Consider the following 15727-nt stretch of genomic DNA (forward strand, 5'->3'; position numbering starts at 1 on the left):
GATGGCGGTATAGTAAGGGCGCCAGCGAGGCGCCGGCAATCGCGGCCGGCAGCCTATTTGGACGACATCACATACTGCATTTTGTACCAGGCCTCGGCCGGTTTGCCATCCCTGCTTACCGGATTGAATGTGCAGCGTCCCAAGCCCTCCATTGCCGCCGCATCCAACAGGGGGAATCCGCTCGATTCATCCACTTTTACCTGCTTGACCGCGCCATCGGTGCCGAGTAGGTATGCCAGCCTCACCGTGCCTTGCTGGCTGTCGCGCATGGCTTGCGCCGGCATCAAGGGTTTGGCGCAATGCGGTGCCATCGGAGCTGGAGCTGGCATTTGCGCGCACCCCGACATTGCCGCCAGAAACGCCCCGGCGCCAATCAAGGGCAGCGGGCCAAAAGGCCGCAAAGCGGCCATCGGTGGATGCTTTGGATCAGCGTGTGTCGACATGGTGCGATTGCTCCTTCTGGCTTGTTTTTTTCTCATTGGTATCTTACAGGCATGATTGTCGGCGTGCCCCTCCGGCGCCGCCTCCGAAGCAACTACTCACGGGCATGATCGCGGGCCGCTCGCGGACGCCGGCAGGGGCGGGGCGCTTGTATAATGTGACAAGTCCAATCCGTCCCGCTCATATGACCAATACCCATTTCGGCTACAAAACCGTGTCCGAGGACGACAAAGTCCACGAAGTCGCGAAGGTGTTCCACTCGGTGGCCGCCAAGTACGACGTCATGAACGACCTGATGTCGGCCGGCCTGCACCGTGTATGGAAGACCTTCACCATCGCCAACGCGGCCGTGCGGCCGGGCTTCAAGGTGCTCGACATCGCCGGCGGCACGGGCGACCTGTCGATGGCCTTCGCCAAGCAGGCCGGGCCGAGCGGCGAGGTCTGGCACACCGACATCAACGAGTCGATGCTGCGCGTGGGCCGCGACCGCATGCTCAACGAGGGCCTGGTGCTGCCGACCCTGCTGTGCGACGCCGAAAAACTGCCGTTCCCCGACAATTATTTCGACCGCGTCAGCGTCGCCTTCGGCCTGCGCAACATGACCCACAAAGACCAGGCGCTGGCCGAGATGCGGCGCGTGCTCAAGCCGGGCGGCAAGCTGCTCGTGCTCGAATTCTCCAAGGTCGCCGCGCCGCTGCAAAAACCGTACGACGTCTATTCGTTCTCGGTGCTGCCGTGGCTCGGCCAAAAAATCGCCGGCGACGCCGAAAGCTACCGCTACCTGGCCGAATCGATCCGCATGCACCCCGACCAGGAAACCCTCAAAACCATGATGCAGGATGCCGGACTCGAGCGGGTGCAGTACTTCAACCTGACGGCCGGTGTCGCGGCATTGCACACGGGCATCAAACTCTGAGCATGAAGAACATGAAAAAAACCTTGATCAGCTTGCTGCTGGCGCTCAGCGCCGTATCGAGCACCGCCGTCAGCGCCGGCTCCCTCAGCGGTGGCCGCTCGATCGGCCTGCAGTCGGCCGCCGTGGCCGCCCAGGTCGACGCCGCCCAGGTCGACTCCGCGGCGCAACAAGAACAAGCCCCGGTCCCCGCGCCCGCCCAGCCGGCGCCGCCGGCCAAGCCCGAAAACGCCGTCACCGGCATGCTCGGCGGCGCCTTGCTCGGCCTTGGCCTTGGCGCCGTGTTCGCCAAGATGGGCATCGGCCCCGAAATGGCCAGCCTGCTCGCCACGCTGCTCATGCTGACGCTGATCGCGCTCGCGGCGCTGCTCGTGTACCGCATGGTGCGGCGCAAGGACACGCCCGCCAACGCGCCGTTCGCCGGCGCCGGCCAGGGCAAAAAAACGCCCGCCGCCGCCCCGCCGATCGGCGCCAAGGTGCCGCCGGCCGCCGCCGCGCCCTGGGGCGTGCCGTCGACCTTCGACGCCGACGGTTTCCTGCGCCACGCCAAGGCCTCGTTCATCCGCATGCAGGCGGCCTGGGACAAGGCCGACGTCGACGACCTGCGCAAATTCACGACGCCCCAGGTGTTCGCCGAGCTGAGCCAGCAGATCGTCCAGCGCGGCGCCGTCGGCGAGGTCACCGAGGTGGTCGCGATCGACGCCGAACTGCTCGGCATCGAGAACATGGAAAAAAACTTCCTCGCCAGCGTCAAGTTCACCGGCATGCTGACCTCGGCCCCGGGCACCGAGGCCGTCCCGTTCGCCGAGGTGTGGAATATGTCCAAGCCGGTCGCCGGCGGCACCGGCTGGGTGCTGGCGGGCATCCAGCAGCTCTCCTGACACTATTTTCATGTGAAAGTTTCCACGCTGACGCGAATGTTGCGTTCAAACTGGTAAGATCGAAACCGCCCCGCTCGTGCCGGGCGGTTTTGTTTTTTTAGCGAGTCTCCAGTATGCCAACAACAACGCCCTTCACGCCGCAAGCGACCCTGATGGCCCCGGTCGTGGCCGCGATCAACCATCTGCTGGCCCAGGAGGCGTGGGCGCGCGACGCGTTGGCGCTGCACGCCGGCAAGGAAGCCTGCATCGACGCCGGCAGCGTGGCCCTGCGCCTGCGCGTCACGCGCGACGGCATGGTCGAGTCGCGCCCGTCGGAGCGGGCCTCGGACGTGACGATCCGGGTCAAGCTGGCCGACCTGCCGCTGATCGCCCAGAACCGCGAGCGCGCCTTTTCCTACGTCAAGATCGAGGGCGACGCCGAGTTCGCCAACACGATCTCGCAACTGAGCAAGGGCTTGCGCTGGGAGGCCGAGCACGACCTCGAGCCATGGATCGGCCCGATCGCGGCCACGCGCCTCGTCGACGGCGCCAAAAGCGTGCTCGAGACGGCCCGCGGCACCGGGCGCAAGGTCGCCGAGAACCTCGCCGAATTTTTCCTGGAAGAAGACCCGGTGCTGGTGCGCCCGGCCATGTTGGAGGACTTCGGCGGCGAGGTCGGCCGTTTGCGCGACGACGTCGAACGCGCCGCCAAGCGCCTGGCCCGGCTCGAACAGCGGTTGGCGCCGCGCCCAAGCGCGCCCGACAACACGACCCGTTCGAACGGGCAAGAGAAATGGACCCCTGAACAATGATATTGAAATTTGTGCGTTTCCTTAAAATCCTCCGGGTGGCGGTCAAGTACGGCCTCGACGAGATCGCGATCTCGGGCCTGAAGGTGCCGCGCACGGCGAAGCTGATCGACACCCTGATTTTCTGGCGCGACATCAGCGCCCCGCGCGGCGTGCGACTGCGCATGGCGCTCGAGGAGCTCGGGCCGATTTTCGTCAAGTTCGGCCAGGTGCTCTCGACCCGGCGCGACCTGATGCCGATGGACATCGCCGACGAGCTCGCGCGCCTGCAGGACCGGGTGCCGCCGTTCGGCTCGGACCTCGCGATCGCCCAGATCACCAAGTCGCTGCACGCCCATCCGGACGAGTTGTTCGCCAGTTTCGAGCGCACCCCCGTGGCCTCGGCCTCGATCGCGCAGGTGCACTTCGCCACGCTCAAGAACGGCAAGGAGGTCGCGGTCAAGGTGCTGCGCCCGGGCATGAAGAAATCGATCGACGAGGACGTCGCGCTGATGCACATCGCGGCCGACTGGATCGGCAGCGTGTGGGCCGAGAGCAAGCGGCTCAAGCCCAAGGAGGTCGTCGGCGAATTCGACAAATACCTGCACGACGAGCTCGACCTGATGCGCGAGGCCGCCAACGCGAGCCAGCTGCGGCGCAACTTCGCCGGCTCGAATTTGCTGATGGTGCCCGAGATGTACTGGGACTATTGCTCGAGCAGCGTGATCGTGATGGAGCGCATGCACGGCATTCCCGTGTCCCAGATCGATCGCCTCGCAGCCGAGGGCATCGACCTCAAAAAGCTCTCGAGCGACGGGGTCGAGATATTCTTCACGCAGGTGTTCCGCGACGGCTTCTTCCACGCCGACATGCACCCCGGTAACATCCTGGTGTCGATCGCGCCGGAGACCTTCGGCCGCTACATCGCGCTCGACTTCGGCATCGTCGGCACCCTCAACGACTTCGACAAAGACTACCTGTCGCAAAACTTCCTCGCGTTTTTCCGGCGCGACTACAAGCGCGTGGCCGAGGCCCACATCGAGTCGGGCTGGGCCCCGCGCGAGACCCGCGTCGACGAGCTCGAGTCGGCCGTGCGCGCCTGCTGCGAACCGATCTTCGACCGTCCGCTCAAGGACATCTCGTTCGGCCAGATATTGCTGCGCCTGTTCCAGACCTCGCGCCGCTTCAACGTCGAGGTGCAGCCGCAACTGGTGCTGCTGCAAAAGACGCTGCTCAACATCGAGGGCCTCGGGCGCCAGCTCGACCCCGACCTCGACCTGTGGAAGACTGCCAAACCCTACCTCGAGCGCTGGATGGGCGAGCAGGTCGGCGCGCAGGGCATGGTCGAACGGCTCAAGGCCGAGGCGCCGCGCTTCACCCACATCATTCCCCAACTGCCGCGGCTGGTGCACCGCGCGCTGATGCAGGCGGCCGAGCCGCACACGGCCAACACCGAGCTGCTCAGGGCGCTGGTGCTCGAACAGCGCCGCACCAACCGCATGCTGGCGCTGTTCGCCTATTGCGCCGCGACCGCCGTGGTGGTGGTGATGGGCGTGGTCGGTTACGAGACGTACCTGCGCCTGTATGCCTGATTTTGCCAGCCGCGACCCGAAGCAGCCCGGTTTTTGGGACGAGCGCTTCGAGCGCGGCTTCACGCCGTGGGACCGGGGCGGGGTGCCGAATGCGCTGCGCCGCTTTGCGGTCGCATCAAGCCCGCTGGTCACGCTCATCCCCGGTTGCGGCGCCGCCTACGAGCTCGCGTGTTTGAGCGAGGCCGGCTGGGATGCCACCGCTATCGATTTCTCGCCATCGGCGGTCGCGCGCGGTAAGGCTGCGGTCGGGCCATGGCACCAACGCGTGCTGGAGGCCGATTTTTTTGCCTACGAACCGCCTCAAGCGCTTGAACTGATCTACGAACGCGCCTTTTTGTGCGCGCTGCCGCCCGCGATGTGGCCGCGGGTCGCCGCGCGTTGGGCCCAGTTGCTGGCGCCCGGCGGGCGGTTGGCCGGGTTCTTCTTTTTTGATGACACGCAGCGCGGGCCGCCGTTCGGCATCGGCGCCGCCGAGCTCGACGCTCTGCTCGCGCCACACTTCGAGCGCATTGAGGATGCGCCGGCCGACGACTCGGTCGCCGTATTCGAAGGCAAGGAGCGCTGGCAGGTGTGGCAGCGTAGATCCTGACCTGGAGAACGAATGAACATGGTAATTCTGGCGCCCATCGTCGTACTGATCGTCACCTTATAACAACCAGCGATCGCTATCATCCGTGCGCGCGGTTGGCCTGTTTAATCCCCCAGGTGGCCCGGACTAGCGAGGCCGTTTGGCGAGGCTTGAAATATTGCATTATGGACATTGCCATTCTCTGTGCGTAGACTGTCAAGCGCATGGTCGCGGCAATACTCGGCGTCTTCACTCCACCCTCAAGGTCGCAGAATAATGAATTCTTTCATCGTCGAGTTCTGGTCGCGTGTGTTCGCCGCGCTGGGCCGGATATCCCTGTTCACCTTGGTGCGGGCGATTTTGCCGTTCCCGGTCACGGCGCGGCTGGTCGACGCCTGGGTGCTCGGGCATCTCGGCTTGTCGCTCGTGACGCTGGTGGTGGTGGCCAATTATCCGCGCCATTGGTTCGCCATGGCGCTGGTCGGCTACGGCGTGGTGCGCGTGTTCGAAGTCGCCATTTACCAAGCCAATGTGCTCATGTTCGATGAATACCGGGCGGTCAAAGCCGGGCGCGATTATGCGCTCGAAGGTTACCGGCGGATGGTGCTTCTGCTTGTACACAACTATTTTGAAATCATTTTTTGGCTTGCCGGTACATATATCATTCTCGGCGATGAGTTCTCGCGCAAATGGGCGGGCGGTACCGGCACCGTCCTGGGCGGGATATACAGCAGCTTTATCACGATGACCACCTTTGGTGAATTCGATCTTGCACCGAAAACCACCCTGGGTGCGGGTGTGTTGTTGTTCCACACGACGGTCGGTCTATTCATGACTTTGCTGAGTCTTGCACGCTTCATCAGCCTGATCCCGGCGCCAAAGAGCAAGGATCCCGTCGAGTTGCGCCAGCCGCCGGAGCCGCCGCCCCGCCCGCCGCGCCGCAACCGGCGCTAGCCCAACTATCGGCGGACCGGCAGCCGGGTCCGGTCGATGTCGGGTCGCCGCTGGGTGCCTGTCGTAACCGACAACGCCCGCACCGAAGGATACTCGTTCAGGTCCGGCAATCGTACATTCGGGAGCCTCATCACGCAATCGAGGTCTGCATGACCCTGAGGATCAACGTTACGGCAGAGGGGCAGGCACGGCACAGGTGATACTGCTTGGTTAAGGCTCCGGCCCTATGGCGCGGTCGACGCAATGGCTGGCGTGCCGAAAATGCTGCTAGACTCTGGGAAACAAATTCGAGCGTCGAACATCCCGGAGTAGTTATTTTCCCGAGGCCTTCATAAATGGACTTGATTCGGCGGTTTTGTCTTGCGTTCGGATTCGCGTGCGCGCTTGCCTGCGCAGGCAATGCCTCTGCAAAAGCTGAGGCCGGCGACGAGAAAACGATCCGCCTGACTTCCCTCGACTGGCCTCCCTACTCCGGGGCGGAACTCAAGCAACGTGGCGCCACCACCGCAGTGGTCCGCGCGGCGCTCGCCGCAATGGGTTACAAGCTCGAGGTGAAATTTTTCCCCTGGAGCCGTGCCGTGGCCTTGGTCAACCAGCCTTCCGATTTCATCGGCTACTTCCCGGAATACACGTCCCCTAAAATTGCCGACAAATTTTTGCTATCTTCGCCGATCGGCAGCGGCCCGCTCGGATTCGCCCAAATACGCAAGCACCCCGTTCAATGGAAAACCTTGGACGACCTTCAGGCATACCGAATTGGCGTGGTGCAGGATTACGTCAACGCGGACGAATTCGACCGACGCATTGCCGATGGCCGGCAAATGGTCGATGTGGCACGCAACGACACCCAGAATCTGCTCAAGCTGGCGTCGGGACGCATTCCGCTCGCGGTCATCGACCAGCGCGTGTTCGAGTTCCTGTCGCGCCATGACCCGGCGATCGCTAAAATCCGGCACAAGCTCGATTTCCATTTGAACCTTTTAGAGGAAAAAAAGCTGTTCATTTGTTTCAGGCGCAGTGCCGAGGGGGAGCGGGTGCGCGATATCGTCAACGCCGGCTTGAAGAGGATCGATGTCAAGCGCGTCATGGCCGAGGCACTTAAGTAAATCCGCTGCCGTTTCGCCGCATCTCGCCCGTTCCGCCACGTTCTTGCTGGCCTGGCCGGCGCCAGCGGCGAGCGCGCTGAAACCTTGTGCCCGGGCACCCCGGCGGTCGCTTCTAACAGCCGTGTCGACCCAATGTCGGGCCGCTGTCGGGCCCATGCCGTAACCGACAACGCCCCGGTCGATCGATACTCGTGGCTCACTTTGCGTTGGGGTAAAAATGATTCTTAAACAATTACGTCTCAGCCGCCATCTTTCCCAGGAACAGTTGGCGCAAATGTCCGGTTTGAATGTCAGGACCATTCAAAGGATAGAAAACGGCCATACGGCCAGTGTTGAGTCTCTTAAATGCCTCGCGTCGGTGCTCGAAGTTGATATTCCAACCTTGAACCAGGAGAAATTTATGATCGAAAAAGACTCGGCCAATTGGCAAAACCTTCCGCTCTGGCTTAAATGCTGGTTCTTCTTTAATTTCCTCGCATTACGCCCGCGCCGCGCCGTGGCCAAAAGAATCGAGGTGATTTCCCACCTGACCGGATTTGCTTTTTGTTTGTTCGGCTTCGTCAGCGAGGCCGCGCTGGCCGGCGGCCTGATCATGCTCGCGACCGCCTATCTGTTTTGTCTTTTGGGCTGGCAGGCCGACAAATACGGCATCTGGTACGAGGCGCCCGGATTCGACCCCGCCTGACCGGCAACGGTCTTTGCAAGCTGCCGCACGCTTGCGCCAGCGTGCGGTGCGGCCGGCCGCCCGGCGTACCATGTCCGAAGGCCGGCGCCGCCGGCCTTCACCGTGCGCCGCCGATTGCGCCACGATATTGCCCGCCAAGAGGAGAAACGCATCATGATTGCTCAAGCTTTCGTTGGTCGCGCGTTGCAGCTCGCGTTGTTGTGCGTGTTCAGTTCCTGCGCTCTCGCCTAAACCCCTGCGGCACTGACGCACACATTCCGTGACAGCGCACTAAAGTGGGGCCCCTGTCCGGCGTTCATGCCGAAGGGATGTGGCATCGCGGTTCTTCACGGCGATCCGGCGCGCAACAATGCCGATGTGTTCTTACGGGTTCCCGCGAAGTCCACCATCCCGATGCACACCCACACATCGGCCGAGCGCATGGTGCTCGTTTCCGGCGAGCTCGAGCTAAGGTATGAGGGGCAGAAGATGCAAGTGCTCAAGCCCGGAAGCTATGCCTACGGACCGCCCAAAATGCCGCACGAGGCCTATTGCGCAAGCACTGCGCCATGCGTCCTGTTCATTGCGTTCGAATTGCCGGTCGACGCGTTTCCCCATGTTGTCAAATAAGGGCGATGCGCGGGGTTTGGTGGCCGCCCAAACAGCGGATAAAATACCGGGACCTCATCCGGAAAGTGCCTGAATGATTCCCCTAGCTATCAACGCCGCCCGGCAGCGGGCGCTGCGCGCCAAAGTCCAGTTCGCGCTGAGCGTCCTGCCGCTCGGACTGATGTGCGCTGCCTTTGCCGCCGTGTTATCGCTGCGCGGGCCATTCGAAACCGCGCTCGGCATCGTGCGCGGCTCCTCGGTCAGGAACCATCCGGACGGCATCATGTGGATGGTCGCCTTTCTCGGCGCGACGGTCCTGCTGATGATCGCCGCCTACCTGTTGGGCTGGCTCGCCAACGCGCTCTTCGCGCGCTTCGTGCTCGGCTGGCCGGCGGCGCAGGTCGGCGCCGCCCACCTGCGTTCGGATGTGCCGGGGCACTGGCTCAAGGCGCCAGCTGGGACGAAGCGGGGGCTTCAGCATGAATCTTAACGCCGCCCCGGTCGCGCGCGCGCAAATGCTCATCCGCCGGCCGGTCGCGGACGTGTTCGCGGCATTCATCGATCCCGCCATCACCACAAAATTTTGGTTCACGCGGGCGAGCAATCCGCTGGCGCAAGGCGAAACCGTGACCTGGTATTGGGATATGTACCTCGCACAGGCCGAGGTGGCGGTCAAGGCGGTGGAAACCAATCGCCGGATCCTGATCGAGTGGCCGACCCCGGTCGAGTGGGTGTTCACGCCAAGGGGCGAGGGCGCCACCTTTGTCACGATCACGGCGTCGGGCTTTTGCGGGTCCGACGACGAGGTCGTGGCGCAGGCGATCGATTCAATGGGCGGCTTCAGCCTGGCGCTTGCCGGCTGCAAAGCGTTTCTTGAACATGGGATCGAGTTGAATCTGGTGGGGGACCATAATCCGGATGCGCAGGTGAGGATCGCCTGAGCGGGGCGCCGGGGTGCATGTTCGCGATACTGCCGCGAACCAAACCCCGCCCCCTTTGCCCGCATGCCGATCCGCGGCGGGATCGGCTTCGGGCTTGTGCTTGCTCGCTGCTTACTTGGCTGGAACGGCTTCGGCTGCGGCCGATGCGGCTGCCGATGCGGCGCTCGACGACACGGCGGCGGCGTCGGCAGCGACCGATGCGGCGTCTGCTGCTGCGGCGGCTGCGGGCGCAGGTGCTGGCGCACCCGTCACGACGATCTTCGCCTTGGCCTTGAGGTCCGCGAAGAACTTGGTCATGTGCTCGCGCAGCAACTGCTGCTTGATCTGCTCTTTTACCTGCTCGAGCGGCGGCGGGGTGATCGGGCGCGAATCGTCAAGCACGATCACGTGGTAGCCGTATTGGGTCTTGACCGGCTCGGTCGTGAACTTGCCTTTTTCGAGTTTGGCGACAGCGGCGCCGAATTCCGGCACCATGCCCGACGGATTGAACCAGCCCAGGTCGCCGCCATTGGCTTTCGAACCCGGATCCATCGATTTTGCCTTGGCCAGCTTTTCGAACGCCTTGATGTCCTTGGTGATCGAGGCGATGATCGATTTGGCCTCGGCCTCGGTCTTGACGAGGATGTGGCGCGCCTTGAATTCGTTGCCGCCGGCCTTTTCGCTCATCTTCTTGTACTCGGCGTCGATCATCGCGTCGGTGATCGGCGAATTCTTGATGTAATCCTGGACGAAGGCGTTGGCCAGCACCGATTGCTTGACCATATCCATCTGGCGCACGGTCTCTGGCGCTTTGTCGATGCCCTTTTTAACGGCTTCGGCGGCGACCAGCATCTGCATCGACAGGTTCTCGATGATCGCGGCGCGCAGTTCTGGGGTGTCCGGCTGGCCTTGCGCGGTGCGCTCTTTGACCATCAGGTCGACGGTGCTTTGCGGGATCGCGACGCCGTCCACGGTGGCGGCCACGGCGGTGGAGGCCGCGGCTGTGCTGTCGGTGGCAGGCGTTGCCGGCTTGGCTGTTTCTTTTGCATTGCAGGCGCTCAGGGCCAGAACGGAGGCCGCGCTAAGCAGCAGGATACGGGACTTCATCAACATCGTTTACTTTCCTTTTCAAGTTTGGTGGCGAATGCCGGTGCAGCAATGTGCGCAGCTTACCAGTTTCGCGCCGCGGTGTAAGCGGAACCTGCTGTCCCGACCGCCGACTTTATGCTAGTTGCCTTAAAAAAGGCTTATAATTCAGGGTTTTGACGATTTTTGCGGAGTATCAGATGCCGATTTACGCCTATCGATGCGATGAGTGCGGTTTTGCCAAGGATGTATTGCAGAAGATATCCGACCCGGTGTTGACGGTTTGCCTGTCATGCGCCAAGCCTGCTTTTAAGAAACAACTGACCGCGGCCGGTTTCCAGCTCAAGGGAACCGGCTGGTACGCGACCGACTTCCGAGGCGGCAAGGCGCCCGCGACCGGCACCGGCAGCGGCCCGGTCGATGGCGGCGCGGCGCCGGCGCCGGCGGCGGCGACGGCAAGCGAGGCCCCCGCCGCGGCCGCGCCCGCCAAGCCGGCCACCACGCCGACCGCCGGCTCCACCTGACAACGGCAGGTGCGGCGCAACCGCGCGCCGCATGCATGCCACGCTAACCGAGAGTTCGATGCGTAAATATTTCATTACCGGATTGCTGATTCTGGTGCCGCTCGCCATCACCTTGTGGGTGCTGCACCTGGTCATCGGCACGATGGACCAGTCGCTCCTGCTGGTGCCCGAAAAATGGCAGCCGCGCACCCTGATCGGCTACGACATCCCGGGCCTGGGCACGATCCTGACGGTGCTGATCATTTTCCTGACCGGCCTGCTGACCAACAACCTGGTCGGCAACTACGTGGTGCGCCTGTGGGAGCGCGTGCTGCACCGCATCCCCGTGGTCAGTTCGCTCTACGGCAGCGTCAAGCAGGTGTCCGACACCCTGTTCTCGTCGTCCGGCAACGCCTTCCGCAAGGCCGTGCTGCTGCCCTACCCGCACCAGGGGAGCTGGACCATCGGCTTCTTGACGGGCGTGCCCGGCGGCGACGTCAAAAACCACCTGGTGGGCGACTTTGTCAGCATCTACGTTCCGACCACGCCCAATCCGACCTCGGGTTTTTTCCTGATGATGGAGCGCAGCAAGGTCATCGAGCTCGACATGAGCGTCGACACCGCCCTCAAATACATCGTGTCGATGGGCGTCGTGGCCCCCGGCCAGTCGCCAGCCAAACAGTAAAACCGCGCTTGTCCACCGGCGCCACCGAATAACCAACCTAGACTGAAAACAATATGTCCTCAATGCGTACACACTACTGCGGCCTCACCACCGAAGAACTGCTTGGCCAAACCGTCAGCCTGTGCGGCTGGGTGCACCGCCGGCGCGACCATGGCAGCCTCATTTTCATCGACCTGCGCGACCGCGAGGGCCTGGTGCAGATCGTCTGCAACCCCGAGCAAGCCGAGATGTTCAAGATCGCCGAGGCCGTGCGCAACGAGTACTGCCTGCGCGTGACCGGCGTGGTCACCGGCCGCACCGCCGGCACCATCAACAACAACCTCAAGTCGGGCAAGGTCGAAGTCGTGTGCGCGACCATGGAGGTGCTCAACGCCTCGGTGCCGGTGCCGTTCCAGCTCGACGACGACAACCTGTCCGAGACCACCCGCCTGACCCACCGCGTGCTCGACCTGCGCCGCCCGCAGATGCAAAACAACCTGCGCCTGCGCTACAAGGTGACGATGGAGGTGCGCAAGTACCTCGACGAACTCGGCTTCATCGACATCGAAACCCCGATGCTGACCAAGTCGACGCCCGAGGGCGCGCGCGACTACCTGGTGCCGTCGCGCGTGAACGCGGGCAGCTTCTTCGCGCTGCCGCAGTCGCCGCAGCTGTTCAAGCAGCTGCTCATGGTCGCCAACTTCGACCGCTACTACCAGATCACCAAGTGCTTCCGCGACGAGGACCTGCGCGCCGACCGCCAGCCCGAATTCACCCAGATCGACTGCGAGACCTCGTTCCTGAGCGAGCAGGAGATCCGCGACCTGTTCGAGGCGATGATCCGCATCGTCTTCAAGAACACGCTCGACATCGACCTGCCCAACCCGTTCCCGGTCATGGACTTCGCCACCGCGATGGGCCTGTACGGCTCCGACAAGCCCGACATGCGCGTCAAGCTCGCGTTCACCGACCTCACGGCCGTCATGAAGGATGTCGAGTTCAAGATCTTCGCCGGCGCCGCCAACATGGAGGGCGGGCGCGTAGTCGGCCTGCGCGTGCCGCAGGGCGCGAGCATGCCGCGTTCGGAGATCGACGCCTACACCCAGTTCGTGGCGATCTACGGCGCCAAGGGCCTGGCCTACATCAAGGTCAACGAAAAGGCCAAGGGCCGCGAAGGCCTGCAGTCGCCGATCGTCAAGTCGCTGCATGACGCCGCGCTGGCCGCGATCCTCGAGCAGACCGGCGCCGAGGACGGCGACCTGATCTTCTTTGGCGCCGACAAGGCCAAGGTCGTCAATGACGCCATCGGCGCGCTGCGCGTCAAGATCGGCCATTCCGACCTGGGCAAAAAGAACGGCCTGTTCGACGACTCGTGGAAGCCGTTGTGGGTGGTCGACTTCCCGATGTTCGACTACGACGAGGAAAGCGACCGCTGGACCGCGACCCACCATCCGTTCACGGCGCCCAAGGACGGCCACGAGGACATGCTCGAGACCAACCCGGGCGCGTGCATCGCCAAGGCCTACGACATGGTGCTCAACGGCTGGGAGCTCGGCGGCGGTTCGATCCGCATCCACCGCGAAGACGTCCAGAGCAAGGTGTTCCGCGCGCTCAAGATCGACGCCGAGGAGGCGCAGCTCAAGTTCGGCTTCCTGCTCGACGCGCTGCAATACGGCGCGCCGCCGCATGGCGGCCTGGCCTTCGGCCTGGACCGCATCGTGACCATGATGACCGGCTCGGACTCGATCCGCGACGTGATCGCGTTCCCGAAGACCCAGCGCGCGCAATGCCTGCTGACCAACGCGCCATCCGAGGTCGACGAAAAGCAGCTGCGCGAATTGCACATCCGCCTGCGCAACGCCGAGCCGAAGGTCGTCTAAGCTTCGGCCTCAGCTCCGGCCTTGTCAGCCGGCCCGCGCCGCGTGTTCCCCGAACGCGCGGCGTGCGTCCCGGCAGCAACGTCCTCTTAAAACACCGCCTTGCATAAAATCCCCGAATCTGTCCTGGTTGTGATCCACACTCCCGCGCTGGAGGTGCTGCTCATCGAGCGTGCCGACCGCCCGGGGTTCTGGCAGTCGGTGACCGGCTCGCTCGACGCGCCCGACGAGGCGCTGATCGATACCGCCGCGCGCGAGCTGATGGAGGAAACCGGCATCGCCGCCGACGGCGCCGACATCGCGCTGCGCGACTGGCACCTGTCGAACATCTACGAGATTTATCCGGTCTGGCGCCACCGCTACGCACCGGGCGTGACGCACAACACCGAACACGTGTTCAGCGTCTGCGTGCCGCGCGACACCCCCATCGTCCTGAGCCCGCGCGAGCATCTGCGCCATCTCTGGCTGCCGTATCCCGAGGCGGCCGACCGCTGCTTTTCGGCGTCCAACGCCGAGGCGATCCTCCAGTTGCCGCGCCACGTCGGCTAGATATTCTTACCTCTTTGAATCGCCAAGCAAAAGTGTTAGCCTAAGGCAAAAACTTCCCCCGCACCTTATCGGCGGACCCGGCAGGTCAGGAGACGGACTATGAGAGACGCAGGGAGGCCCTCGCAAGCACGCGGCAAGCGTTACAGCCCGGGCGACAAAAAGCGGCCGTATCTGGTCGTGATACAGCGCTGCTGCCAGATCGCGGCCGCGATCGATCTTCTGTTCTTCGTCCTGTTCTACGCGGTCGGCTCGCCGCTGCTGGCGTGGATCAACATCGTCAGCATCGCCATGTACGCGGCGGCCTACATGGCCGCCACACGCGGGCGCCAGTCCGCGGCGGTCTGCCTGATCTGGGCCGAGGTGCTCGGGCACGCCGCGCTCGGCACCCTGATGGTCGGCTGGGACAGCGGGTTCCACTACTACCTGCTGATGTTCATTCCCGGGATCTTCGTCAGCACCAGGGGCGCGAAGGCGGTGCTGGTGGTGTTTGCGTTGTGGAGCTTCTATGTGGCGCTCAATGCCACGAGCTACTTCGTGGCGCCGATCGAGCCGCTGCAGCCGGTGGCCCTGGTCGTGCTGCGCTACTTTAATATCAGCGTCGTGTTCGCGATGTTTTCGTACCTGACCTGGTACTACTTCGGCGCCATCGTGGCGGCCCAGAAGCGCCTCTCGGCGCTGGCGATGACCGACCCGCTCACCGGCCTGTACAACCGGCGCTACATCATGGAGCTGGCCGGCTACGAGGCGGTGCAGCAAAAAAGGCTGCTCACCAACCTGGCCGTCCTCATCGTCGACATCGACTTCTTCAAGGCCGTCAACGACAGCCATGGGCACGAGGCCGGCGACAGCGTGATCGTCGCGGTGGGCGAGGTGCTCAAGTCCTCGATCCGGGAGCAGGACAGCGCGGCCCGCTGGAGCGGCGAGGAATTCCTGATCGTGCTGCCCGACACCAACCTGGACGCGGCCGCGATGGTGGCCGAGCGCATCCGCGCCAATGTCGCCGCACTCGCGATACCGCACGGCGCCGGCACGCTGGAGGCGACGGTGACGCTGGGGGTGGCGTCCTACCGCCTTGGCGAAACCATTGGCGCCACCATCGCCCGGGCCGACGCCGCGCTCTACAAGGGCAAAAACGGCGGACGCGACCGGGTCGAAACGGGCTAGGAGCCGATCTACACGGTGGCCAGGTCGACCACCACCACCGCCTCGTGGCGCTCCCAGCTTAGCAAGATCGCGAACGGGCGTGTGGGGCCGGCCGACTGCACCTGCGCCGCGCCCTTGATGGCGATCGGCACCGAGATGTCGAGCGCGCCGCCGAAGTGGCGCCGCGCGTTGCCCGAGATCGTGTTGGCGACCTCGCCCACGGCGTCGAGCAGGTTTTGCTCGCACACGTCGGGCTCGTGCATCTGCACCAGCAGCTCGCGCATCAGCCGGCGCGGCGCCGAGAAGTAGACGAAGCCGCGGAAATGCCCGGACAGGGTGATCAATCCGGTGTAGTCAAAATGGGGCAGCTCGGCCTGCGGCAGGTAGGACGAGCGGATCAGCGCCGGTTCGCGCGTCAGCTGCGCGAAATAATGCGAGACCGCGTCGATGAACACCTTCAGTTCGGTTTCGCTCAGATGGGACATGGTGG

Annotated in this window: 19 protein-coding genes; 16 read left to right on the forward strand and 3 right to left on the reverse strand. The window is 63.8% G+C overall.

Annotated features, from left to right (window positions below):
- Positions 1-53: 53 nt before the first annotated feature.
- Complete coding sequence (locus tag C7C56_RS05445) at positions 54-479, reverse strand: energy transducer TonB (protein WP_106756465.1); 426 nt, start codon at positions 477-479, stop codon at positions 54-56.
- 146 nt (positions 480-625) lie between these two features.
- Here C7C56_RS05445 and ubiE point away from each other — a divergent pair, with 146 nt between their 5' ends.
- The 11 genes from ubiE (at position 626) to C7C56_RS05500 (ending at position 9436) form a co-directional block, all read left to right on the forward strand.
- Positions 626-1357 (forward strand): bifunctional demethylmenaquinone methyltransferase/2-methoxy-6-polyprenyl-1,4-benzoquinol methylase UbiE, encoded by a 732-nt coding sequence (gene ubiE / locus C7C56_RS05450; RefSeq protein WP_106756466.1) that lies wholly within the window; start codon positions 626-628, stop codon positions 1355-1357.
- Positions 1358-1368: 11 nt separating this feature from the next.
- Positions 1369-2235, forward strand: a complete 867-nt coding sequence (locus tag C7C56_RS05455) for a Tim44 domain-containing protein (RefSeq protein WP_106756513.1) — start codon at positions 1369-1371, stop codon at positions 2233-2235.
- A gap of 113 nt (positions 2236-2348) precedes the next feature.
- Positions 2349-3026: a ubiquinone biosynthesis accessory factor UbiJ gene (locus C7C56_RS05460; RefSeq protein ID WP_229458149.1), complete on the forward strand. Its 678-nt coding sequence runs from the start codon at positions 2349-2351 to the stop codon at positions 3024-3026.
- Positions 3023-4594: a ubiquinone biosynthesis regulatory protein kinase UbiB gene (gene ubiB / locus C7C56_RS05465; RefSeq protein ID WP_106756468.1), complete on the forward strand. Its 1572-nt coding sequence runs from the start codon at positions 3023-3025 to the stop codon at positions 4592-4594. The genes C7C56_RS05460 and ubiB overlap by 4 nt, the downstream gene beginning before the upstream one ends.
- Positions 4587-5183, forward strand: coding sequence for a methyltransferase domain-containing protein (locus C7C56_RS05470; protein WP_106756469.1), 597 nt, complete (start codon positions 4587-4589; stop codon positions 5181-5183). The genes ubiB and C7C56_RS05470 overlap by 8 nt, the downstream gene beginning before the upstream one ends.
- Positions 5184-5438: 255 nt before the next feature.
- Positions 5439-6116 (forward strand): hypothetical protein, encoded by a 678-nt coding sequence (locus tag C7C56_RS05475; protein WP_181373031.1) that lies wholly within the window; start codon positions 5439-5441, stop codon positions 6114-6116.
- A 335-nt stretch (positions 6117-6451) separates the two neighbouring features.
- Positions 6452-7222, forward strand: coding sequence for a substrate-binding periplasmic protein (locus tag C7C56_RS05480; RefSeq protein WP_106756470.1), 771 nt, complete (start codon positions 6452-6454; stop codon positions 7220-7222).
- 217 nt (positions 7223-7439) lie between these two features.
- Entirely contained in the window at positions 7440-7907 is a 468-nt protein-coding gene (locus C7C56_RS05485) for a helix-turn-helix domain-containing protein (protein WP_106756471.1), read from the forward strand.
- Positions 7908-8150: 243 nt separating this feature from the next.
- Positions 8151-8516 carry a cupin domain-containing protein gene (locus C7C56_RS05490; protein WP_267874669.1) on the forward strand — a complete coding sequence of 122 codons (366 nt, stop codon included), beginning with the start codon at positions 8151-8153 and terminating at the stop codon, positions 8514-8516.
- Between the two features lie 73 nt (positions 8517-8589).
- Positions 8590-8985, forward strand: a complete 396-nt coding sequence (locus C7C56_RS05495; protein ID WP_106756473.1) for a hypothetical protein — start codon at positions 8590-8592, stop codon at positions 8983-8985.
- A complete protein-coding gene (locus tag C7C56_RS05500) occupies positions 8975-9436 on the forward strand; it encodes an SRPBCC family protein (RefSeq protein WP_106756474.1) in 462 nt (153 codons plus the stop codon). The genes C7C56_RS05495 and C7C56_RS05500 overlap by 11 nt, the downstream gene beginning before the upstream one ends.
- Positions 9437-9547: 111 nt before the next feature.
- On the opposite strand, the gene C7C56_RS05505 is transcribed toward C7C56_RS05500, so the two are convergent.
- Positions 9548-10522 (reverse strand): foldase protein PrsA, encoded by a 975-nt coding sequence (locus C7C56_RS05505; protein ID WP_229458152.1) that lies wholly within the window; start codon positions 10520-10522, stop codon positions 9548-9550.
- Positions 10523-10701: 179 nt separating this feature from the next.
- Here C7C56_RS05505 and C7C56_RS05510 point away from each other — a divergent pair, with 179 nt between their 5' ends.
- The 5 genes from C7C56_RS05510 to C7C56_RS05530 all read left to right on the forward strand — a co-directional run bounded on the left by C7C56_RS05510 (position 10702) and on the right by C7C56_RS05530 (position 15258).
- Positions 10702-11025 (forward strand): FmdB family zinc ribbon protein, encoded by a 324-nt coding sequence (locus C7C56_RS05510; RefSeq protein ID WP_106756476.1) that lies wholly within the window; start codon positions 10702-10704, stop codon positions 11023-11025.
- A gap of 58 nt (positions 11026-11083) precedes the next feature.
- Positions 11084-11689 (forward strand): DUF502 domain-containing protein, encoded by a 606-nt coding sequence (locus C7C56_RS05515; protein ID WP_106756477.1) that lies wholly within the window; start codon positions 11084-11086, stop codon positions 11687-11689.
- A 62-nt stretch (positions 11690-11751) separates the two neighbouring features.
- A complete protein-coding gene (gene aspS, locus C7C56_RS05520) occupies positions 11752-13548 on the forward strand; it encodes an aspartate--tRNA ligase (protein ID WP_181373035.1) in 1797 nt (598 codons plus the stop codon).
- A gap of 99 nt (positions 13549-13647) precedes the next feature.
- Positions 13648-14094 carry a dihydroneopterin triphosphate diphosphatase gene (nudB, locus tag C7C56_RS05525; RefSeq protein ID WP_106756479.1) on the forward strand — a complete coding sequence of 149 codons (447 nt, stop codon included), beginning with the start codon at positions 13648-13650 and terminating at the stop codon, positions 14092-14094.
- A gap of 99 nt (positions 14095-14193) precedes the next feature.
- A complete protein-coding gene (locus C7C56_RS05530) occupies positions 14194-15258 on the forward strand; it encodes a GGDEF domain-containing protein (protein ID WP_106756480.1) in 1065 nt (354 codons plus the stop codon).
- An 8-nt stretch (positions 15259-15266) separates the two neighbouring features.
- Here C7C56_RS05530 and C7C56_RS05535 read toward each other — a convergent pair whose 3' ends face one another.
- Positions 15267-15722 (reverse strand): chemotaxis protein CheX, encoded by a 456-nt coding sequence (locus C7C56_RS05535; protein ID WP_106756481.1) that lies wholly within the window; start codon positions 15720-15722, stop codon positions 15267-15269.
- Between the last annotated feature and the right edge of the window lie 5 nt (positions 15723-15727).

The sequence above is a fragment of the Massilia glaciei genome (assembly GCF_003011895.2).
In the GTDB taxonomy this organism is placed as follows: domain Bacteria; phylum Pseudomonadota; class Gammaproteobacteria; order Burkholderiales; family Burkholderiaceae_D; genus Telluria_A; species Telluria_A glaciei.